At 35.9% G+C, this 21,090-nt stretch carries 18 protein-coding genes; all 18 read right to left on the minus strand.

Features of this window, described 5'->3' with window-relative positions:
- Positions 1 to 68: 68 nt before the first annotated feature.
- The 18 genes from ACMAYS_RS08140 to ACMAYS_RS08225 all read right to left on the minus strand — a co-directional run bounded on the left by ACMAYS_RS08140 (position 69) and on the right by ACMAYS_RS08225 (position 21,076).
- A complete protein-coding gene (locus ACMAYS_RS08140; RefSeq protein WP_103219296.1) occupies positions 69 to 812 on the minus strand; it encodes a PP2C family protein-serine/threonine phosphatase in 744 nt (247 codons plus the stop codon).
- A complete protein-coding gene (locus tag ACMAYS_RS08145) occupies positions 809 to 3,052 on the minus strand; it encodes an FHA domain-containing protein (protein ID WP_103219295.1) in 2,244 nt (747 codons plus the stop codon). Before ACMAYS_RS08145 ends, ACMAYS_RS08140 begins: the two co-directional genes overlap by 4 nt.
- Complete coding sequence (locus ACMAYS_RS08150; protein ID WP_103219294.1) at positions 3,033 to 4,037, minus strand: FHA domain-containing protein; 1,005 nt, start codon at positions 4,035 to 4,037, stop codon at positions 3,033 to 3,035. Before ACMAYS_RS08150 ends, ACMAYS_RS08145 begins: the two co-directional genes overlap by 20 nt.
- A gap of 6 nt (positions 4,038 to 4,043) precedes the next feature.
- Complete coding sequence (locus ACMAYS_RS08155) at positions 4,044 to 5,615, minus strand: FHA domain-containing protein (protein WP_412463082.1); 1,572 nt, start codon at positions 5,613 to 5,615, stop codon at positions 4,044 to 4,046.
- On the minus strand, positions 5,603 to 5,941 hold the full coding sequence (locus ACMAYS_RS08160) for a DUF192 domain-containing protein (RefSeq protein WP_103219292.1): 339 nt from the start codon (positions 5,939 to 5,941) through the stop codon (positions 5,603 to 5,605). Before ACMAYS_RS08160 ends, ACMAYS_RS08155 begins: the two co-directional genes overlap by 13 nt.
- The gene (locus tag ACMAYS_RS08165) at positions 5,941 to 7,125 is read right to left on the minus strand and encodes a type II secretion system F family protein (protein WP_158246955.1); all 1,185 of its coding nucleotides are present in this window, start codon (positions 7,123 to 7,125) and stop codon (positions 5,941 to 5,943) included. The genes ACMAYS_RS08160 and ACMAYS_RS08165 overlap by 1 nt, the downstream gene beginning before the upstream one ends.
- Positions 7,126 to 7,222: 97 nt before the next feature.
- Positions 7,223 to 8,284 carry a beta-N-acetylhexosaminidase gene (gene nagZ / locus ACMAYS_RS08170; RefSeq protein WP_103219290.1) on the minus strand — a complete coding sequence of 354 codons (1,062 nt, stop codon included), beginning with the start codon at positions 8,282 to 8,284 and terminating at the stop codon, positions 7,223 to 7,225.
- A complete protein-coding gene (locus ACMAYS_RS08175) occupies positions 8,285 to 9,112 on the minus strand; it encodes an ABC transporter permease (RefSeq protein ID WP_103219289.1) in 828 nt (275 codons plus the stop codon). It lies immediately after the preceding gene.
- Entirely contained in the window at positions 9,112 to 10,008 is an 897-nt protein-coding gene (locus ACMAYS_RS08180) for an ABC transporter permease (protein WP_412463083.1), read from the minus strand. The genes ACMAYS_RS08175 and ACMAYS_RS08180 overlap by 1 nt, the downstream gene beginning before the upstream one ends.
- The gene (locus ACMAYS_RS08185; RefSeq protein ID WP_103219287.1) at positions 10,005 to 10,760 is read right to left on the minus strand and encodes a hypothetical protein; all 756 of its coding nucleotides are present in this window, start codon (positions 10,758 to 10,760) and stop codon (positions 10,005 to 10,007) included. Before ACMAYS_RS08185 ends, ACMAYS_RS08180 begins: the two co-directional genes overlap by 4 nt.
- A gap of 3 nt (positions 10,761 to 10,763) precedes the next feature.
- Positions 10,764 to 11,555 carry a hypothetical protein gene (locus tag ACMAYS_RS08190; protein WP_103219286.1) on the minus strand — a complete coding sequence of 264 codons (792 nt, stop codon included), beginning with the start codon at positions 11,553 to 11,555 and terminating at the stop codon, positions 10,764 to 10,766.
- A gap of 19 nt (positions 11,556 to 11,574) precedes the next feature.
- Positions 11,575 to 12,615: a rod shape-determining protein gene (locus ACMAYS_RS08195; protein ID WP_021266421.1), complete on the minus strand. Its 1,041-nt coding sequence runs from the start codon at positions 12,613 to 12,615 to the stop codon at positions 11,575 to 11,577.
- Positions 12,616 to 12,636: 21 nt separating this feature from the next.
- Positions 12,637 to 13,716 (minus strand): AMP nucleosidase, encoded by a 1,080-nt coding sequence (locus ACMAYS_RS08200; protein ID WP_103219285.1) that lies wholly within the window; start codon positions 13,714 to 13,716, stop codon positions 12,637 to 12,639.
- 318 nt (positions 13,717 to 14,034) lie between these two features.
- Complete coding sequence (locus tag ACMAYS_RS08205; RefSeq protein WP_103219284.1) at positions 14,035 to 16,038, minus strand: penicillin-binding protein activator; 2,004 nt, start codon at positions 16,036 to 16,038, stop codon at positions 14,035 to 14,037.
- A 127-nt stretch (positions 16,039 to 16,165) separates the two neighbouring features.
- Positions 16,166 to 17,311, minus strand: coding sequence for a molecular chaperone DnaJ (gene dnaJ, locus ACMAYS_RS08210; RefSeq protein ID WP_103219283.1), 1,146 nt, complete (start codon positions 17,309 to 17,311; stop codon positions 16,166 to 16,168).
- A 63-nt stretch (positions 17,312 to 17,374) separates the two neighbouring features.
- The gene (gene dnaK, locus ACMAYS_RS08215) at positions 17,375 to 19,291 is read right to left on the minus strand and encodes a molecular chaperone DnaK (protein WP_103219282.1); all 1,917 of its coding nucleotides are present in this window, start codon (positions 19,289 to 19,291) and stop codon (positions 17,375 to 17,377) included.
- Positions 19,292 to 19,310: 19 nt separating this feature from the next.
- The gene (gene grpE, locus ACMAYS_RS08220; protein ID WP_103219281.1) at positions 19,311 to 19,868 is read right to left on the minus strand and encodes a nucleotide exchange factor GrpE; all 558 of its coding nucleotides are present in this window, start codon (positions 19,866 to 19,868) and stop codon (positions 19,311 to 19,313) included.
- 107 nt (positions 19,869 to 19,975) lie between these two features.
- Positions 19,976 to 21,076: a coproporphyrinogen-III oxidase family protein gene (locus ACMAYS_RS08225; protein ID WP_412463084.1), complete on the minus strand. Its 1,101-nt coding sequence runs from the start codon at positions 21,074 to 21,076 to the stop codon at positions 19,976 to 19,978.
- Between the last annotated feature and the right edge of the window lie 14 nt (positions 21,077 to 21,090).

Consider the following 21,090-nt stretch of genomic DNA (forward strand, 5'->3'; position numbering starts at 1 on the left):
ACCTCAATATATTGTTACGCAAAAAATCCAGCTAAGCAAGAGACAGTTTTAATGATTACGGTATGTTTCTATACGATTGAATAGATAATAGCTGACTGATTATCTAGATTACCTCGACGATTTGCACCGTCAAAAAGATTATCAATCTGAATAACTTCATCTTGAGTTGATTCTTGAATAATTCTTTTAATATCATGAAGGCTTAAACTTCCGTAGACACCATCACTTAAGACAATAATACGATCATTTGGTTCTACGTTTAACTCCCAAATTTTAGGGGATAAGTCTTCATAAAGGCCCAAAGCAACGAGAGGAAATGTACTTTTTTGGTGCGAGTTATCAGAAATTGAAATCTGTTTAACACAATCAGGTGTATTAATTAGAGATAAATCCCCATCTCGGTACATAAGAACCAAGCAATTACCACATGAAACGATTGATAAAATATTTTCAGAAAGCATCGTTAAAGCAGCAGAAACCCCACCTTTATCATTAAGAGGTTTACTCTTGTTGATATTTAGTAAGTTTTTATGAGCAATAAACATCGCATTCACTAGAGCATTAGTTTCTAGTACATACTGAGGTGAATAAAAGTAAGGCATTGTAGCATTCGGATCTCCAGACAACTTTGAGAAATAAAGATCAATTGACTGCTTAGCACTTTCTAGATTTCTATCAGAAATTCCAGAACCTCCAAATCCATCAAATATACCAAAAATTTTCTGTTTAAGATTAATAAAGGTATTATCCTCATTTAGATTAAGATATGGCCCTTGATGTGTTCTAGCAAAGAAGCTTTGAATTTCTCTCATAGATTTTTTAGCCTTTCACTCGCTTTAATATAATATTCATTATCCATAGGTGAGATTTGTTGCACCTCTTGAAACTTTTCTCGGGCATCCTCAAATGAACCTAACGATTCAGAGATTAAACCTTGACGATATACCTTACGGGCTCTTCTCGTTAACGTATCATTGATATCATCGAGTTCACTTTGTGCATCTAATTCATTAGGATTATAGCGTAAGACTTCCTTAAAAACTTCATAAGATGCCTTAAGATCTTCTGCTTCTTTAAGTGAACGGGCCTTACCTAAAAGTGGGCCAGTTATATTCTTAAGATTCTGACGTGACTTTTTAAGCATATCAATTGCTTTCTTCATTAGATCTTCATCCATTGATTTTTCACTAATGAATAACTCTAGAGCTCCAATTGCCTTATACCATTCTTCTTGAAGAAATAAAGTTTCACCCGGTTTAAGAGCATCTACCATACGCTGGCGTTCAGCTTTCTTCTGAGCTTCTTCAAGTTCTTTTCGATTTTTTTCCTTAATATAGGAATCCAGTTCTAACTCAAGGTTAGCAACATCATAATTATTAGGATCAAGTTCTTTAATCTGTTGAAATAGTCCACGAGACAAAGTGACATTACGCTCTTTTACCGCTTCAGTAGCTTTATCAAGAAGCGTCTTAACTTTTGCCTGAATTAATTTTCTCTTTTCTTCTGCACGTCTTTCAAGCTCTGCTTTTTCGAGCTCAGCATATTTATCCTTAGCCAACTGATAGAAAGTTTGGGCTTGTTTATAATCTTTTGTGATCATAAATAACCTTTCAAACTCAGTAATTGCTTCCGCAACATTACCCTCATTAGCATAACGTGTTGCTAACTGATATAAAGCTTCCGCTTTTTCTTGTTGCTCTTTTGTTAGCTTCTTATCAACCGAGGTAACAACCTGTTTCTTTTTTTGTTCCTTGGCCTGCTTATCTTTAGCCGTTGGTTTTGGTTTCTCGCCACTATCTGGAAATAAAAACATATAAAGACCCAATAATACAACAGTATAGATTAGGACTTTCTTACGCTTTTCAGGGTCATTAAGAATTCTCTTAATAATAGATTTTTCTTCACTAGCTGAAGGAGCATCAGATAATTCAAGGCCATCAAAATCTTCGTCATCATCAGATACTTCAACAATTTCCTCGACTTCAATTACCTGGTTATCTTCTACAGGCATCAGCATATCTTGCTGACTCTTTATAAAGTCACTAGCGATCTTAACTGTAAAAGTAGTTGAGCCAATAATAAATTCATCACCATTTGTGATCTCTTTTTGATTTATTCGCTTACCATTTAAAATCGTGCCATTGGCCGACTGTAAATCTTCTAATACACAAGTGATCTTATTCTTTTTAATTACCGCATGTACTGAGGAGACTTCAGGATCAGATAAGACAATCTGACATTTACTTGGATCACGACCAATATATGTTTCAGGCAGGTCTAAATTAAAATGATCATAAGGAACATCTTCACCAAATAACTCTAGAACAAAATTTGCAAAGCCAGAGAATACTTGAGTTTTATCCCCAATATCATCGTCTAGTGTATCGATGTCGTAAGATTCATCACCATAGTTGTCATCATAACCATCATCATAATTTTCTTCATAGTTTTCATCGAAGCCTTCTGAGAATCCTTCTTCCTGCTGTCCAAATTCTTCAAAACCACCTTCTTGAGAATCAAGAGGCTCTTCAGTATTAAACTCATTCTCGTTATCAGATGATTCCTCTTCAGTAGGTGCATCAAAAGCTTGAGTTTCTTCTTCAAAGTCAGATCCACCATCTATGATAGATGTTTCTTCTTCAATATCATTTTGTTCAGCGGCTTCAAAATCATCTTCAGGTAACTCTGGCTCAACGTTAACGATTTCTTCAACAGGATCATCACCAACTGGACTTTCAACTTCAAGACTTTCAAAAAGAACTTTAAATTCATTACAAACGAGGTAATAGCCACTCGATACTGGTATTTCCTCTAAAAACATTGGAGCGTTATTAACAAGAACAGTGTCATATGTTGATAATTTATTTAAAGTCCAACTGACACCATTAAAATTAAGGCTTGCTAATCGCCTTGAAATTTGTGGATCATCTAAGTGAACATGAGCTTCATCAGATCGACCAATAAGAAAGCTAGAGCTCTGCCCCATGATCACCTGATCATTAATCTCAATACGATTAAGAATTGTTCCATTTTTAGAAACAGTAATTATCACTCTTTTTCATCCCTAATTTTTCGGCCATATCTTCAACGTTCTTTTTAGCTTCGATAAAGCGCTCATCTGTCTTGTATTCAATTAAAAGTTTATAAATTGAGCAATATGTACCTAAAGCTCTATTATATTTTAAAGAATCTTTATTCTTTGTTGCTTGATTGAACATATCTTTAATTTTTTCATCAAGTCTCTGTTTTGCAATATTTAAGTGATAAGCAGCGTTACCATCATTTGGATCAAGTGTTAGAGCTAGATTAAATTCCTGCATTGCTCTAAAGTAGTTTCCTTCACGTGCTTCTCGTCTACCACGGTGAATATAAGCTTCAACTTTCTCACGTGTTTCAAGATCTTCAACATATTTACGGCCAGTATTACTATTTGAGGAATCAATAATTGAACTTCCTTCTTTTTTTACTGTTGCCTTCTTTGTTTTTGTATCACCACCATCCATAAAAAAGAACAGGCCCATAACTGCTACTGCAATATAGATAAGTTTCTTTCTCTTTTCCTCAGGTGTTGCAGGACCTTTCTTTTTCTTAGCTTTGGCTTTCTTCTTTACCTCTTCCTCTTCTTCCTCATCTTCATCATCTTCGTCTTCTTCAGGGTCCTCATATTCCACGAGGGCCTTTTCCTCTTTTACTTCGATGAATGAGTACTTAAAAACAGTAGAGCCAACAATAATCTTATCACCAGACTTAAGTTTATGTTGAGTCACTTTCAAGTCATTTACCATGACACCATTTTGAGACTTAAGATCGGTAAGAGTATATTCATTATTAACACGAGTTAATTCAATGTGTTCTCTTGAAGCTTGAGTATCAAGAATTTGAATATCATTAGAACTTAGACGACCAAGAACTACTCGATTACCGTTTAAGTAATAACAAATACCTTTATTCTTACCAGTCATACAAATAATACGATGGTACTGCCCAGATGATTCTGGGGAAGATAAATTCTTTGTCATTCTAATTGCGGCAACCATTTATACTTAGTCCTCTTTAATTAGTGTAACATAGAACGCCTTTGCAAAATTATCTCGCCCTATTAAACTCGTAACAAAAATATTATAGAAATGCCCAGAAAGCTCATATTCACCTTTCTGAGACGTTCCTCCATTATCCGCAGAGGCATCACATAACTCAATTATTGTCGCTGCAAATCCCTTTTCACGTGCCACATCTAAGAGGCTCATCCCTTCAGAAGAGCTACCTCTAATCGCCGTGATATCTTCTGCAAGCGTATTAATATGAGAAAGATTCTTTTGTGAATCTAGAACAAGGACAGCTCCCTGTGCCCCTTGCATAAATTCATATAAGCTTGAAACATAGGACTCATCACTTTCCATTTCATCAAAACTCATATCATCGTCAGTTTTCTGCAGCTCTCTAATTCTTTGAATCATGGAATTTATAGATGAACGTAATGGATCAATCTCAGACCATAAATATTCACTATCAACACTTTTTCGATTTCCTCTTAAGGCCTCTTCAATCTGAAACTTCATTTCATCTAGATGTCTAATCGTCATATAATAGACAATGGCAAAAAAGATGATTGAAGCAATAAATGACGTAATTAGTGCCTCGAGGTAAGCAACCCTACTTTTAGATGCCTCATCCGCAATTGATGCTGGTTTAAAACGTATAGCGATTACACCAACAACATCAAGGTTACCTGTCTTAACATTTGTTGCCTTAATCTTTTGACCGATTCCAATTTCACCATTTGACAATCGACTTACCATAGGAAGGTCACTAGAGTTCTTCATTGTTTTTTCGGCCCACTCTCTTACTTGAACAGAGAAAGGATCATCAATGTACATATTTAGCTTTGTTAGCGGTCTAACAATTCGTCCGTCAATATCAAATAGATCATAAGAAACAACACCGTTATTTCCTTGTTCCATAAACTTTGTATCAACACGATCAAGATCTTTTCTAGCTAATGCACCTCTATTTTGTCTTTTAATTTCATCCGCATAATGTGCACCACGCTTAGCAACTTCTAAAAGAAGTAGACTCTGAGACGTTTTCATTACTGGAAAAATAGTTAGAGTTACCGTCACAACAACGAAGATAGAAAGTAAGATACCAGTAAGAACACGCCATTCATATTCTTCATTAATTCCATGAACTAGTGGCATTAATCGATATTTAAAAAGCCAGATGATCTTTCCAAAGATATTCTCTGGCATTTCACCACCAGTGATATATGTTGGTTCATCATCTTCTTCAACAGTTTCAATTCTTTTTTTAATAATCTTCTTTTTCTCTTTTACAAAAACGACTTGAAGAATTGAATCAGGAAGAGCTATCTTGTCTCCATTTTTAACAGTGGCCCTTTTGACTGCTTTACCATTAACAAATGTACCATTTGAACTTCCAAGATCTTTAACAAAAGCTACATCTTGAGTAACAGTAACGGATAAGTGCTTCTTTGAAACACCATTTACAGGAAAGTGAACGCTACAATCCTCTGAGCGCCCTAGGGTATTTTCCCCTTCCTCTAAAATATATTCCTGTCCACGCAGTTTACCTGCAACAACAACTAATTTATACATAACTCTAGAGTATCCCCTTCCTTAATCTCTTGAGGCAATTGTCCATCTGCCAACTCTAGTACACGACTTGCACTAAAAACAATTTGCGTATGTCTCCATGGTTTAAGTCCACGGTATATTTTCTTAATTTCATTCTTACTATTAAAGAAGACAACATCGATTTTATAATTCATAAAACAGGTATGAATTGCATTTGTTCCATAAAAAATCATGCCATCAAAGCCATCCATGCTCTGAGAAAACATCAGCCCCTTTAGTTTCTTATAAAAAGAATCTGCAACAATGGCCTGCTTACATATTTCAATACCATTACAAGAAATCTTCATTAATTCCCTCCAACTAGCTCAACAACGAGTGGAGCAAAGATCATAAGAAGAACTGAAGGTACAATAAAGGCCATCATTGGAAAAAGAATCTTTGTTGCAGCAGTTGCACCTTCTTTTTCAATCTGCGCTGATTTCTTTTGTCTAATCTCAATTGAGAGTGCTTTTAGAATTGGTCCAATTGAAGCACCAACAGAGTCTGCAGCAATTAGAGTTGCACAAAATGACGAAATCTGAATTAAGTCCACTCGCCATGCCATATTTCTTAGTGCTTCTGCACGACTGGCCCCAATTTTAATTTCTTTAAGAAGAATTTCAAATTCTTGTGTAAGTGGACCAGGTTTAGCTTTATCTACAACCTTAGTCATCGCAGCAATGAAGTCTAGTCCTGCTTCAACAGATAGTGCTAGCATATCAACTGAAAAAGGCATTCCGTTGATAATATCTTTTTGGCGTTGTTCAATTTTTCCTTTAATCCAAATGTCCGGATATAAGAATCCAACAATTGCCATTACAGGAATAAGAGAAAGTTTCCAGTCTGCTTCAGTAAATTCTCTGACAGCTAAGAACATAATTGGGAAACCAATAATAAGAAATAACTTAAATGCGAAGAAATCCTCAGGAGTCATATCTTCAGTTAAACCAGCACTTGCTAGCTTTCTTTTATACTTCTCTTTAATCTTCTTCTTATTTTTCATAGAAGAAACAATTGGTGAAATATAGCGTTTAAAAAATGGTCTCGAATATTGAAGAATAAAGCCGTGCTTTTTTACGTTCTCAGCTTTCTTAGAACCACCTTCTTCTAATTTTTGCGCAGCTTGGAAAGATTCATTATCTTGAAACATCATCTGCGTGACAATATAAACAGCAATACCAATAAGAATAATTCCGGCCCACATTAGAAGCTGTGAACTTTCAAATAACTCCGCACCTTTTCGATAATCACAAGCGTTCTGCTCACCATTTTGACAGGCACTAATAATTAGCTTCTTACCTTCGGCAGGATAGTTAATTCCATCTTGCTTAAAGCTTTTATCAGTAAATGTTTGGTAAAGAAGTCCTTGCTCAAAACAACTCGATTGATTTCCTTTTTTACAAGAGACATCAAGTAAATTTGCATGATCGCGCTTTGAATAATTTCCGTAGCTCTGCGCATTTGCATCGAATGCAACGAGCAACGTAAACATATAAAACAATAAGGAAGTTATGAGACCTTTAGTCATAACATAAGAATATCAAAAATAATTGATTTCAAGCAGTTAGAGGCAATATTGGCCCTATGTGCTAACCTTGATTAACCTGCTCAACAATAGATAAATTCTCACGAGTACCAACCTTACCAGCAACATCTGGAATATAAGTAGGTGAGTAATTTGATAGGTATTTTTTCTTAAGCTCTAAGACACGTTCATATTTTTGAGAGATATCAACTTTATCAATATCACCAGCTTCAAAAGCTTGCTTCACATATGTATAGGCTTCACGACAAGCTTCAAAAGAACGATATTCCACTACATCCGCTCCAGCTGTTAGAGCTTTAAGAGCAGCTTCGCCGATTGTAATTTCATCTGAAATGGCCTTCATTTCCATATCATCAGTTATGATAACTTTTTTAAAGCGCAGTTCCTCACGGATTAGTTCATATGCTTTTTTTGAAAATGTACAAATATTTTCTGGATCAATTGCGTCGACTTTTAAGTGGGCCATCATGACAAAGTCCACTCTGGCTTTTACTGCTTTTACAAATGGAATAAATTCACTTTCTCTCAGTTCTTCTAGCGACTTATTAACAACAGGTAATTTAAAGTGCGAATCCTCTAAAGTATCACCATGGCCAGGAAAGTGCTTAGCGCATGACATAATCCCACTAGTTTGCTGACCGCGAATTATGGCCGAAACAAACTTAGTGACTTCGTCGGCGTTATCACCAAATGAGCGATCACCAATAACAGTATTTTTTGGATTCGTGAAAATATCACAAACTGGACCCAGATTAAGATTAACACCACAACTTAGTAACTCATTAGACATTAGCTGAGAGATTTCAAAACATAATTTTGGTGAATCTGTTCTTGCAACATCTAGCATTGGTGGGATTACAGTGAAGCCTTCACGAAATCTCTGTACTCTTCCACCTTCGTGGTCTGTTGCGATAAAGAGTGGATAATTATCTCTTAATGATTGAATATTATTAATTAATTCTGCCAATTGAGCTGGTGACTCATAGTTTTGTTTAAAAAGAATAACTCCACCAATATTTTCTTTTTGAATGAAATTTTCTTCCTCAGTCGTTAACTGTGTACCACTTATACCAGTAATAAATAATTGACCTAATATATTATTCATCTATTTGCCTTTACCTTTAAGTTTTGGATCTAAGTAATCTCTAAGGCCATCGCCAAAAAGATTTAACGAAATAATTAAACCAGTCATTAGTAAGCTCGTCACGATAACAACATGAGGTGCTTCTAATAAAACTAACTTCGCCATAGCAAGGATTGCTCCCCACGAGTATTCACTTGCCCCTAATCCAAGGAATCCTAAACTAGCTTCACTAATTATAACTCCACTTATTCCAAGAACAAAGTGAATGGAAATAACTGGCACAATACTTGGTAAAATTGACTTATAAAATAAACGAAATTCACTTACACCAATTGCTCTAGCACTTTCTACATATCCTAAATTTAAAACACGCATTGTCTCACCGCGAGCAATACGAGCGTAACCAGGCCATGAAGTAAAAATTAAACAAAGTACCAATCCTGTAAATGATTGCCCAGAAAAAGACATAACAAGAATGGCGAGTAAAATACTAGGAAAAATAAAAATTAAATTAGTAAACATATCCATTATTTCGGACACAAACTTTATTTTTATCGCAGAAAGATATCCAATAATTATACCGATTAAACATGCACTTGAACTAATAAGTAATGAAATACCTACTGTATAGATAAGACCGACACTTAGTACTTTAAATAAACTTCTACCATTAATATCAGTACCTAAAAAATAGTCATGTGAAAAAGGCTTAAATAATTCATGAGATATAATACTTGATGGAGTATAATCAAATCCATTCATTAGTAGCCACAAGACTGCCCACATAATATAAATTGATAGAATAAAGCCACCGAAGATCATTTCATTATTTATTTTCTTCTTTCTCATTAACCTATCCTTGGATCAATCTTTTCATTTAAGTAATCAACTAATACATAAACGAGCATATAGATAACTGTAGAGTATGCAATAATTCCCTGAACAAGTGGATAGTCACGATTATTTATTGCTTCAAATAAAAGAGAGCCTAAACCCGGAATATCAAAAATAGTTTCTGTAATAACCGTACCAGCAAGAACAACGGATAACTGAATCGCAACTACATTTAAAATCGTTGGCATACAAATTTTCACAAGACGATAGACTATTGCTGAATTAGATAAGCCTTTAGCATTTAAAACTAAGACCCATAGTTGTGACTCTTCTTCAAGATACTTATTCCTCATAACCCTTACAATTACAGATGACAGCGGTAATACTAAAGTTGTAACTGGAATAATCATATGCTTCATAGAAGTCCATTGCGAAACTGGGAATATACCGAGTTTGATAGAAAAAACTAAAACCAGTAGTGGCGCAAGTGAGAAGATTGGAAATGAAAGTAGAGTTAGTGTGATAACTCGAATTGCTGTATCAGGTAATTGAGATTTTTTTATCGCAGAGATAACACCTATGCCAATTCCTATAGGAGTTGATATTAATATCGATACTAGTGCCAAAATAACTGTTGGAGGCAAGTTATCTTTTATTAATTTCACAACAGGATCTTTCTTAAAGAATGATTTACCTAAATCTAAAGTAATAATACCTTTTGCAAAATCAACGTATTGCTCAACTAAACCTTTATCTAAGCCAAGTTCAGCACGGTACTTTTGAATTTCTTCTACTTTTGCCTCAGGGCCAAGAAGTCTTTCGACTGGATCCCCGGGAGTTAATCTCAACGCGAAGAAAATTGTCGTGATAGCAAAGAATAATGTCAAAAATGACTTTAAGAATAATTTCATTTTACCAACTCTTTTGATAGACCTTGAGATGCCCAGTAGTGACCAACAACATCTAAACTCTTATTTAATATATATACTTGTTCTTGTCCGCCAGCTGATAAAAGAAAACGATAATTTCCATTCTTATCGAAATCATCAAAACTCAATCTTGCTTCAGATAAAATCTCTTTTGGTATATTTAAATATTGTTCTTGGAAATATGGAAAGCTTTCCCAAAGAATATGAAAATTCATGTCTCCATTCTTTTTATCAATGGCCTTCTTAATAAAGCCCGAAACCTTTGCACACTCAACAATAGATGCATAGAAACATATGGCCTTAACATTTTTAGGAACATCATACTCACGCTGTCCAAGCCACTTATATTCAGGAGAATTCAGATTATAAAAAATCTTTCTACTTTTTAAATCAATCTGACCACTCACGGTGTAAATATCATTATTCAAGAAAAAAGTGGATTCGTATTTAATTGGAACTAAAAAGAATACATCCTTAGCAATCTTCTTTTGCTTAGAGATTACAATTGTCTTTTCATAAACTTTGGATTTATTTACAGGTGAAATGATTTGAGTTTTTCGTACATATTCACGATTCTTATTGAATCCTGACATTGTATCAACAAGATATTCACCACTGACTTCCAATTGCTTATACTGATTAGCACTGGCCGATAGCTGATCATTAATATCTTCTTTCAGTATACTACATGAAGTAATTAAAAATAAAAAAAGCACACCAAGAGGTCGCAACATAAACTACTCCTCTATTTGTTGATTAATATACTTATTAAATTCCTCATCAAGTGAAGTTAAAATTATAGATTTATCATCAAGCTCTTTTAAGTATGAATCTAAATCTCCATTACTTTCAAACTTAATCCCAATTTTCTTCATCGGAATATTATCAAGTCTGAAATTTACATAATCAATATCGTAAACTTTTTGAATATTTGAAATATCATATGAGTTTTTCTCTAAAACTAGAGTTCCCATTGAAAACTTTTTGTTAGAGAAATTTTTAAAGTCTTGAAGAGACATTACAAAAGAAGCACCATTACTTGAGATATCAATTAATTTTGCACCTCTTAGCTCTGGAAAATCATTCATCGAATAAGAAAAGTCTTTAATGAATGAGTCCTCTTTATTTTTAGATTTATTGAATTGAAGTACATTATCTGCAGACGGTGTATCTTCTTCGACTGCATCAAAATATAGATATGAAGATGTCATATATGAGACATTAAATCTCATATCCCCTCTTCTTTCACTTCGATATACTTTCCCTTCGATTTTTAGATTACCACCTTCAATGACACCTTTAAAAAAGTAGCTCATATAACGAAGGCTAAAGTTCGCCATCACGACTCCATCAAGAGCGTGATTATCATCTACAATAAGAGTATCTTCTTCAATCGCAAAAATCTCAACAGAAGCTACCTGCTGTGAGTTAGTCCAAATTTTTAATTTACTCTTTGTGGCAATGAGCTCCCTGATTTTTAGTTTTATATCAGAGAGCTCTAATTCGATAAAAAGATTTTGAGAATTCAATTGTAAACCTATTTTCGACTTATGATAGAGTCGCTACTTGTTTTAAAAGATCGATTGACTCTAGTGCCTTACCACATCCACGAACAACACATGTTAATGGATCTTCAGCAAGAGCAACTGGAAGACCAGTTCTTTCTTTAATTAAAACATCTAGGTTTGCAAGAAGAGAACCACCACCAGCTAGAATGATTCCGTTATCAACGATATCGGCAGCTAGTTCTGGAGGAGTTTTTTCTAATGAAGTCTTAATTGCTTCAACTACTTCAGCGATAGGATCAGAAAGTGCATCTCTGATTTCGTCAGAAGTAACTTCGATAATTTTAGGAGCACCAGCAACTAGGTCACGGCCCTTAACTTCATATGTTCTTACTTCATCATCAAATGGGTATGCATTACCAATCGACATCTTGATTTGTTCTGCAGTTCTTTCACCAATTAATAATGAGTATTTTTTCTTGATGTAAGAAGCAATTGCTTCATCAAACTTATCACCTGCAACTCTTTCAGATTGAGAGTAAACGATACCACCAAGTGAAATGACTGCAACTTCAGTTGTCCCACCACCAATATCAACAATCATATTTCCTGAAGGTTCAGTAATTGGAAGTCCTGCACCAATTGCAGCGGCCATTGGCTCTTCAATTAAGTAAACTTCACGAGCACCTGCTTGTTCAGCAGATTCCTTTACTGCACGTTTTTCAACTTGAGTAATACCGAAAGGAATACAAATAATGATTCTTGGCTTTACTAGCTTTGAACCTGATAGTGATTTTTGGATGAAGTACTTAAGCATGGCACCAGTTACTTCAAAGTCTGCGATTACTCCATCTCTCATAGGACGAATCGCTTGGATAGACCCTGGTGTACGACCAAGCATTTGCTTAGCTTCCGCACCAACAGCTAGAACCTTTGATCCAGTACCCTTATATCCTTGGTGTACCGCAACTACAGATGGTTCATTCACGATGATCCCTCTGTCCTTAGCGTATACAAGAATATTCGCTGTACCTAAATCGATCGCGAGATCGTTTGAGAAGAAATTAAAAAATTGCTTTAACATTTCATATTCCTTTATAAAATTTTACCAATGATAGTGTCTGATATTCTCACCACGCTCAGCAATGTCTGCCATAGCTTCAATCCCTAATTCGATGTGAATATCTGTATATTTCTTGAAGACAGACTTTGCAGACTTCTTCGTTTTAATACCATCCTTAGTCATTGGACAATCAGAGATTAAAAGTAATGCTCCGATATTTACCTTACTCACAAAGCAAGAAACAAAAAGTGCTGCTGTTTCCATTTCAACTGCAAGTACCCTTTGTTCGATTAAGCGCTCTTTAAAACGATCATCAAATTCCCAGAATCGGTAATCTGTAGAGTGGATCGTTCCAGTACGGTAATCATGCCCATGCTCTAATAATATTTGAGAAACAAATTTTTGTACTTTAAATGTTGGAAGGGCAGGAACTTCCCTAGGAAGAAAGTGCTCAGTAACACCTTCTGCTCTAATTGAAGCGATAGGAAGAACGAAGTCACCCACTTTTAACGATGGATGAACAGCACCTGCAAGACCTAAGAATAGTACTGCTTTAGGATGAATTACTGAAATTAGCTCACCGATAAGCGCGGCCATGGCAGCACCAACACCAAACTCAATAATCGTTACTTTTGCTTTCTTAGAACTTGAAGCTTTAAAAGCTGAACCTTGAGTATAAACATGGTCATCTAATAATGCGTTGAATCTCTCAACATAGTAATGGAAGTTAGTAAGAATAATTTGTTGTTGGAAGTCCCTAAAGTCGTGACCCGTGTAGCGCTCAATCATATCAATTGCAATCTTGCGCTTATCTTCATTCCAGTGAATACGGCGTGCTCTTAAAGCAGCCTTTTTCATTTCAAGGTTAGCACCTAGCTCTGGAGATTTAGATTTATTATTTAGTGAAAGTTCATCAACAAATGCAGTTGATAAGCTTGCATGAGAAGCCGAACTTGTCTTACGTAAAGAATTTTTCTTTGTCGCTTTCTTTGCAACTTTCTTCACTGACTGCTTTGCAGCTTTCTTGCTGGCCTTCTTTTTAGTTACTTTTTTTGTAATTTTTTTCGTCGTTTTGCTCGCAGCTTTCTTCTTAGCTGCTACTTTTTTCTTTGCAGCGCACATTCCATTATACCTTTTGATTAGCAATCCGTTTGCTTATATATGTAAAATGTACCATTTAGCTCATTTTATTGACAACCATTAATAACAGATTAAACACCGCGCATACCTATAAATATGACTTGGCCCTTGTCAAATTCGATATTTTTTTCTAGTATAACGAGACTATTTTCTAACACTACGCAAAAGGAAAGATTATGGGTGCAGGTAGAAAGAAAACTATTGCTAAAATGAGTAAGAGAAAAGCTCAACTTAAGAAAAAAGCAAGAATTTTACGCAGAATCAACGCTGCTAAGAAGTAATATAACTGGCGCTTAAGCGTCAGTTACTTACTTCCTCTTCAACTGATTTTTCATTCGGTTTTTCACTAGTCAAATTCACTTTATTTAAGCGACCACGGTATAAGCTCATGAGATTCATGTCCTTCATCCACACGTCGTCTTCTAATCTCCAAGAACCAGTAATACCAGCAACTTTCTTAGCATCAACTAACGTTTTCTCCAGTTCATCGCGGCTTGTAAAATCACCTAACGATAGAACATTCGCTGCTAGTGCCATACCTTCAAAACCAAGAATTTCAACAACACCTGGACGTTGGCCATAGCGTGACTGATAACTTGATACAAATCCAGAATCACCTTTTGGTACTTCTGAGTCGACAAAGAATAGTTTTCCAAGCTTAGAAGTTTCTCTAGAGATTCTTCTAGAGCGCCAATTAGGTCCACCAACTAAAGTTACATTAAATGCATCATAGTAATTAAAAGATGGGATTAACTGTAGAGCATCATTTGGTGCCGCTGGAAGTAGAACCCAATCGAAGTCCACAATTGGACCAAGTGTTTGTACTCGTCTAATTGATGTATTGCCTTCTAATTTATGAACAGACTTTAGAAGTTCAAACTCCTCTTGTCTTTCACGTGTAAAGTATAGACCAAGAATTTTTGCTACTGTTGATCTGTGGTCAGTCTGATTAGTATCAAATGATTGAATACTAACAATTTCAGCACCTGCTTTTTCGGCCATCTTCCATGCCGAATCAACATATGAATAACCAGTATCTGTATTTGGATAAATGATAGATACTTTGTTACCAAATTTTGATAAGTACTTTTCAGAGAATAATAAAGAAACTTGTGATTCTACTGAACCAGGAACTTCAATTAGAAGGTGGCCTTTATCATCTTTACTCGCATAGATTTGAGAAAGAGAAATAAAGAATGCACCATACTTTCTCGCAGCTTCATATTCTGCTTTAGCTTCATCTTTTAAAAGTCCACCGATAATAATTGAAGAATTCTCTCTTTCAATCATCTCACGAACCTTTTCCTTACCTACAATTGCACTTCCCATACTATCAAAGATTTTAATTTGAATAGGTTGAAAATTTGGTTTCTTAGCATTCTGTTCGTTATACTTTCTAACAGCGTGATCGATACCTGCAAGTGCTCTTTTACCAAATTTACTTTTATCACCAGTAAGAGGAAGAACAACACCAATTGAGCGAAGGTTAATTTTGCTATATTTCTTAAGGTTTTCAAAACGTGCCATTACAAGAGCAATGACTTCAGGAAACATATTGTAGTTAGACTTAACCCAGTCTCCAACTTCTTGTGCCTTTCCCTTATTTCCTTGATTGATAAGTTGCTCAATTTCTAAATAAGAAAGATAAGCACAAACAAAATCTTTTCCTTGTTTAAAGTCCTGAACTAAACGCACTCGCTCAGCTTGATCCACGATGAAGTATTGTGTAACAAGTTGACCATAGAATTTTTTCTCTTTTAATTCATCCACAGTATTGGCACCAGAATTTAGCCAAAGTAGAGAATCGAGTGCTACTGCTTGAAAATCAAGCTCCTTTGAAACGCGATAACGTAATTTATGAAAATTTTCTAAATCACGATTAAGAAGCCATCTTGAGTCAGTCCCATCAAGAGTTTTGAATGTATTTTCTAGATCTCCTAACTTATAGTAACTGCTTGCTAGATTTAACTTAATTTGAGCATTAAGTTGCCCATCTTCTCCTGAACTATTTAAAGCAAGATTAAATTGAAATATAGCTTGTTCATAGTTTTGATTTGAATAATTAATTACACCAATCAGATTTGTTTTTGTTGCAAGTTCCGCCGGCCTTAACTTTGCATCTTGAATTGCATTAAGTTGTCCTAGCGCTAATTCCTTATTCCCATCAACGAAACTCTTCTTTGCAACATCAAAATCTTTTAAAAACTTTTCTGTATAAAGATGTGAAGTGTCTCGGTTGATCATTTGGATACCACCGCAACTCACAAGTAGTGTGATTAAAATTAGAGAAATATACTTAAACATAGTCGACCTTTTTTAATTTTGTATGGTCTATTTTATTTGAAATATAGATAGATGAAAACAGGAGAAATATTAGGATTTTATAAACATGGGAGACTAATTCACTCAGTCTCCCCTGTATATATTAGAATTAGCTAAATAATTCTTTAACTTTATCGATGAAACCAGTACTCATTGGATGACACTGCTTACCTTCTAGCTTAGCAAGTTGCTCAAGTAATTCCTTGTGCTCTTTCGAAAGCTTAGTTGGTGTCTCAACATGTACAGTAAGAATTGCATCTCCTTGGCCATAACCACCAAGTTTTTGAATTCCCTTACCTTTTAGTCGCATCTTCTTACCAGATTGAGTGCCAGCAGGAAGATCAACAACAACTTTTCCATCAAGAGTTGGTACTTCAACTTCAGCACCTAAAGCTGCTTGAGAGAAGCTGATTGGTACAGTGTAGTGAACATTAAAACCTTCACGTTTAAAGATTTCATGTTCTTTTACATCAACAACTATATAAAGATCACCATTTGGTCCACCTTGAGCACCAGCATCACCTTCCCCAGAAAGCTTTAGACGCTGACCATGGTCGATACCAGCAGGGATTGTAACCTCTAGTTCAACTTTCTTCTTCTTACGTCCTTGTCCGTGACAAGTTCCACAAGGATCTTTGATCATTGTTCCAGAACCCTGACATTTTGGACAAGTCGAAGCAACAGTGAAGAATCCTTGTTGACGACGAACTTCACCTGCCCCGTGACACATATCACATGTAGTCGGTTCAGATCCTGCTTTCGCACCTGAGCCTGAACAAGTTTCACAAGTAGTTTCTTTATTGATAGAGACTTTCTTTTTGGCGCCAAATGCTGCTTCCTCGAATGTCACACTTACCGTCATTTGAAGGTCATTTCCAGGAATTCCAGAACGACGTCTTCCACCACGACGGCCGCGTCCTCCGCCACCCATCATGTCACCGAAAATATCACCAAAGATATCTCCTAGATCGCCAAAGTCACCAAATCCACCTTGGAAACCACCACCGCCAAAGCCACCTGCTTGACCGTTTACCCCAGCATGTCCAAATTGGTCATAACGCTGACGTTTTCCATCATCTAGTAAAACTTCTGCAGCTTCAGAAGCTTCTTTAAATTTTGCTTCCGCTTCTTTGTTATCAGGGTTGCGGTCAGGGTGATATTTCATGGCCATCTTACGATAAGCTTTTTTAATTTCAGCCTTATCAGCACCTTTTGCTACGCCTAGAATATCGTAATAATCTCTTTTATCACTCATATTTAAAATTCTCTATTAACGAACAAAGGGAGCACAGGGCTCCCTTCAATTCTATATTTCTAATTAAACTTCTTTAAAGTCAGCATCAACAACATCGTCGTCTTGCTTATTCGCACCAGCGTTTGCTCCTGCATCACCTTCTGGTCCAGCTTGCTGTGCACCTGCTTCAGCACCTGGCTGTTGATACATTTGTTGAGCAATTGCATGAGAAGCATTAGTTAGAGCTTCCTGAGCTGCTTTTAACTCATCAAGATTCTCAGACTGAAGCTTGCCTTTAGCTTCATTAATTGCTGCTTCTAACTTAGACTTATCGTCTTCAGAGATTTTATCAGCACTGTCTTTGATCATTTTTTCACAGCTTAAGATAAGTGCATCTAGATTGTTTCTTGTATCAACGATCTCACGTGCTTTCTTATCAGCTTCTTTATTAGCTTCAGCTTCTTGTACCATTCTTTCAATTTCTTCATCTGAAAGACCTGAACCAGCAGTAATCTTAATCTCTTGAGATTTACCAGTAGCTTTGTCTACAGCAGAAACGTGAACAATACCGTTAGCATCAATATCAAAAGTAACTTCGATCTGTGGAACACCTCTTGGAGCTGGTGCAATTCCACTTAGGTCAAAACGTCCTAGTGACTTATTATCTTTAGCAAATTCACGCTCACCTTGGCATACGTGAATTGTAACAGCTGGTTGATTGTCTACAGCAGTTGAGAAAGTTTGTGACTTCTTCGAAGGAATAGTCGTGTTCTTCTCAATAAGTGGAGTCATTACACCACCCAGAGTCTCAATCCCTAGAGTTAGTGGAGTTACGTCTAGTAGTAGTACGTCTTTTACGTCACCAGCTAGTACACCACCTTGGATAGCAGCACCTGCAGCTACAACTTCATCAGGGTTAACACCTTTTGAAGCTTCTTTACCAAAGATTTCTTTTACTCTTTCTTGAACAGCTGGAATACGAGTCGAACCACCAACAAGGATTACCTCATCAATTTCACTCTTCTCAAGACCAGAGTCTTCAAGACAAGTTAAACATGGCTTAGCAAGAGCAGTTAAGTGGTCAGCAATTAAAGCCTCAAACTTAGCTCTTGATAAGTTTACGTTTAAGTGTTTTGGACCAGAAGCATCTGCAGTGATAAATGGAAGGTTAACATCTGTTGAGTTAACGTTCGATAGCTCATGCTTAGCTTTTTCAGCAGCTTCTTTTAATCTTTGAAGTGCCATTTGGTCTTTTCTTAAATCAATTCCGTCTGACTTTAAAAATTCATCAGCTAGAAAGTTAATGATATTTTCATCAAAGTTTTCACCACCAAGGAATGTATCACCATTAGTTGCTTTTACTTCGAATACACCGTCTGAAGTAATCTCTAGAATTGAGATATCGAAAGTACCACCACCAAGGTCAAATACTGCAATATTTTTATCTTGCTTAGATTCTAGTCCATAAGCAAGTGCTGCAGCAGTTGGCTCGTTGATAATTCTTTTTACTTCAAGCCCAGCAATTTTACCTGCATCTTTAGTTGCTTGTCTTTGAGAGTCGTTAAAATATGCTGGAACTGTAATTACAGCTTCTGTCACTGTCTCACCTAAGTAATCTTCTGCCGCTTTCTTCAGTTTTTGAAGAACCTTCGCAGAAATTTCTTGAGGAGACATTGCTTTACCGTCTACTTTTACCCACGCATCACCATTATCATTTGCATAAATTTCAAATGGAGCTACGTCAGCGAATGACTTTGCTTCTGGAGTATCAAATTTACGACCAATAAGTCTTTTGATCCCGTAAAGTGTCTTTGAAGGGTTAGTTACAGCTTGTCTTTTTGCAACTTGGCCAACCAGAGTTTCACCGTTGTTTGCAAAACCAATAACAGATGGAGTTGTATTGTGTCCTTCTGCGTTTGCTACGATTTTGTATTTTCCGTTCTCAAGAACAGAAACACATGAGTTAGTTGTACCTAAGTCGATTCCAATAATTTTTCCCATTATAATCTCCTTTATATAATTAGTTTTTTGCTACTACTACTTTTGCTGCTCTAATCACTCTACCATTTAGTGAGTAACCATTTTGATATGTTTGTACGATCTCTTGATCCTCTTTTCCTTCTGCTGGCATTTGTGCCATTGCTTCGTGAAAGTGTGGATCGAAAATCTTACCTTCTGTTTCAATTTTTTCTAAACCATTCGTCTTAAGTGTTTCAAGGAACTGGTTTTTAACCATATCTACACCTGTGTAAATATTTTTAACCTTTTCATCTTCGTCACTTGAAATCGCTTGAAGGGTTCTTTCTAGGTTATCAACAACATCTAAAAGACCCATCATTACTTTCTCAGTTCCAAATTTAATTTGATCCTGTAGTTGTTTCTCGTGGCGTCTTTTTAGATTTTCCATCTCAGCCGCTACGTAATAAAATTTATCCTTAAATTCCATTAGCTCTTTCATTTCTTCAGAAACTTCATTTTCAGTTTCAATTTCTTCAACTTGAGAAGCTTCCTGAGTTTCTTCATTAGTCTCAGGTCCTAATTCTTTTTCATTTTCTTCATTAACGTGAGTTTCAGACATTACAACTACCTCTTTAAATTTATCTCTAACCTAAAGATGGTAGCCTTTGGCCCAGTGTCAACGTTGAGCAATAATTTTTTTTCGAATTGTTTTATAAGTACCTGAAACTACTTAGAAATTTTAAAGATTTCATCTATTATTGTATCTAAGATAAGAAAGCCGCGGGACGTTAAATAAAAGTGATCACGTCCGGCCATCGCTAATCCACGTGATTTCAAAGATTGAACCAGCTCGCTCAAGTCACCCCAATAAGAATCTTTAATCGGAAATCCAACGCTAGATCGAAGATTCATATAGAGTCTCTCAATTTGAAACTCATCTTCACTTAAATTTTCTTCAACGACATCCGCACCCTTGGTCTTCCACTTGTAGCGATAGCGATTGTTTTTAAGGTAACCAGTGGCAGAAGGGCCTATTGCTGCAACGGACTCCATTCTCCAGTAATTAAGATTATGAATTGAAGCCTTGTTCTCTTTAGCAAAATTTGAAACTTCATAGTGCCTGAAGCCATTTATAGCAAGGAAGTTAGCAACTTTAATATATTCATCACTTATCCACTCTTCATCCGGTAACTCATCGTAGTGCTTATAATGTTTTGGAACAGTTAGGATATAAAGACTAATATGACTTGGATTATAAGTAAGAATCTCAGTTAGCTCAGCAATAATATCACGATTATACTTCTGAGAAAAAGGTAGACCAATCATAAAGTCTACAGAGAAATTATAATTACCTTTATTAAAATATTTTAATGTTTCATGGACATCATCAATATTGTGGACGCGGTCAATGATCTTAAGAAAATTTGGGTTTAATGATTGGACGCCTAAAGAGTAGCGATTCGCTCCGATACTTCTCCAACTACTTAATGTCTCTTCAGTCCAGGCCCCTGGATTTACTTCAAGAGTAAACTCACAATCCTCTTTCAAAGAAATATTATTGTCTCTTAACCAATCCCTTAAGAAATATGCACCTCGGCTGCCCCATAAACTCGGTGTTCCTCCACCAATATAGAGAGTCTCTAGCTCCTTAAGAGTGGCCCTATGACTATCTAGAATAGTACTGTGCTTTGCAGACATATCTGCAAAGAGCCTTTCGAAATCATCGAGCTGTCCGTCGTTTTCTTTAATTGACTTAAAAAAGTCACAATAGTTACAAAGATGACGACAGAACGGGAAATGGATATATAACGACTTTATTTCTTCCATATTATTTTTTTGTA

The sequence above is a fragment of the Halobacteriovorax sp. RT-2-6 genome (assembly GCF_047085025.1).
Taxonomy (GTDB): Bacteria; Bdellovibrionota; Bacteriovoracia; order Bacteriovoracales; family Bacteriovoracaceae; genus Halobacteriovorax_A.

Coding starts and splice junctions, on each gene's coding strand:
- ACMAYS_RS08225 (WP_412463084.1), bottom strand. CDS start 21,076: ATGGAAGAAATAAAGTCGTTATATATCCATTTCCCGTTCTGTCGTCAT.
- ACMAYS_RS08200 (WP_103219285.1), bottom strand. CDS start 13,716: ATGTGCGCTGCAAAGAAAAAAGTAGCAGCTAAGAAGAAAGCTGCGAGC.
- ACMAYS_RS08165 (WP_158246955.1), bottom strand. CDS start 7,125: ATGTTTACGTTGCTCGTTGCATTCGATGCAAATGCGCAGAGCTACGGA.
- dnaJ (WP_103219283.1), bottom strand. CDS start 17,311: ATGAGTGATAAAAGAGATTATTACGATATTCTAGGCGTAGCAAAAGGT.
- ACMAYS_RS08195 (WP_021266421.1), bottom strand. CDS start 12,615: ATGTTAAAGCAATTTTTTAATTTCTTCTCAAACGATCTCGCGATCGAT.
- ACMAYS_RS08205 (WP_103219284.1), bottom strand. CDS start 16,038: ATGTTTAAGTATATTTCTCTAATTTTAATCACACTACTTGTGAGTTGC.
- nagZ (WP_103219290.1), bottom strand. CDS start 8,284: ATGAATAATATATTAGGTCAATTATTTATTACTGGTATAAGTGGTACA.
- ACMAYS_RS08180 (WP_412463083.1), bottom strand. CDS start 10,008: ATGAAATTATTCTTAAAGTCATTTTTGACATTATTCTTTGCTATCACG.
- grpE (WP_103219281.1), bottom strand. CDS start 19,868: ATGTCTGAAACTCACGTTAATGAAGAAAATGAAAAAGAATTAGGACCT.
- ACMAYS_RS08175 (WP_103219289.1), bottom strand. CDS start 9,112: ATGAGAAAGAAGAAAATAAATAATGAAATGATCTTCGGTGGCTTTATT.
- ACMAYS_RS08140 (WP_103219296.1), bottom strand. CDS start 812: ATGAGAGAAATTCAAAGCTTCTTTGCTAGAACACATCAAGGGCCATAT.
- dnaK (WP_103219282.1), bottom strand. CDS start 19,291: ATGGGAAAAATTATTGGAATCGACTTAGGTACAACTAACTCATGTGTT.
- ACMAYS_RS08155 (WP_412463082.1), bottom strand. CDS start 5,615: ATGTATAAATTAGTTGTTGTTGCAGGTAAACTGCGTGGACAGGAATAT.
- ACMAYS_RS08150 (WP_103219294.1), bottom strand. CDS start 4,037: ATGGTTGCCGCAATTAGAATGACAAAGAATTTATCTTCCCCAGAATCA.
- ACMAYS_RS08160 (WP_103219292.1), bottom strand. CDS start 5,941: ATGAAGATTTCTTGTAATGGTATTGAAATATGTAAGCAGGCCATTGTT.
- ACMAYS_RS08185 (WP_103219287.1), bottom strand. CDS start 10,760: ATGTTGCGACCTCTTGGTGTGCTTTTTTTATTTTTAATTACTTCATGT.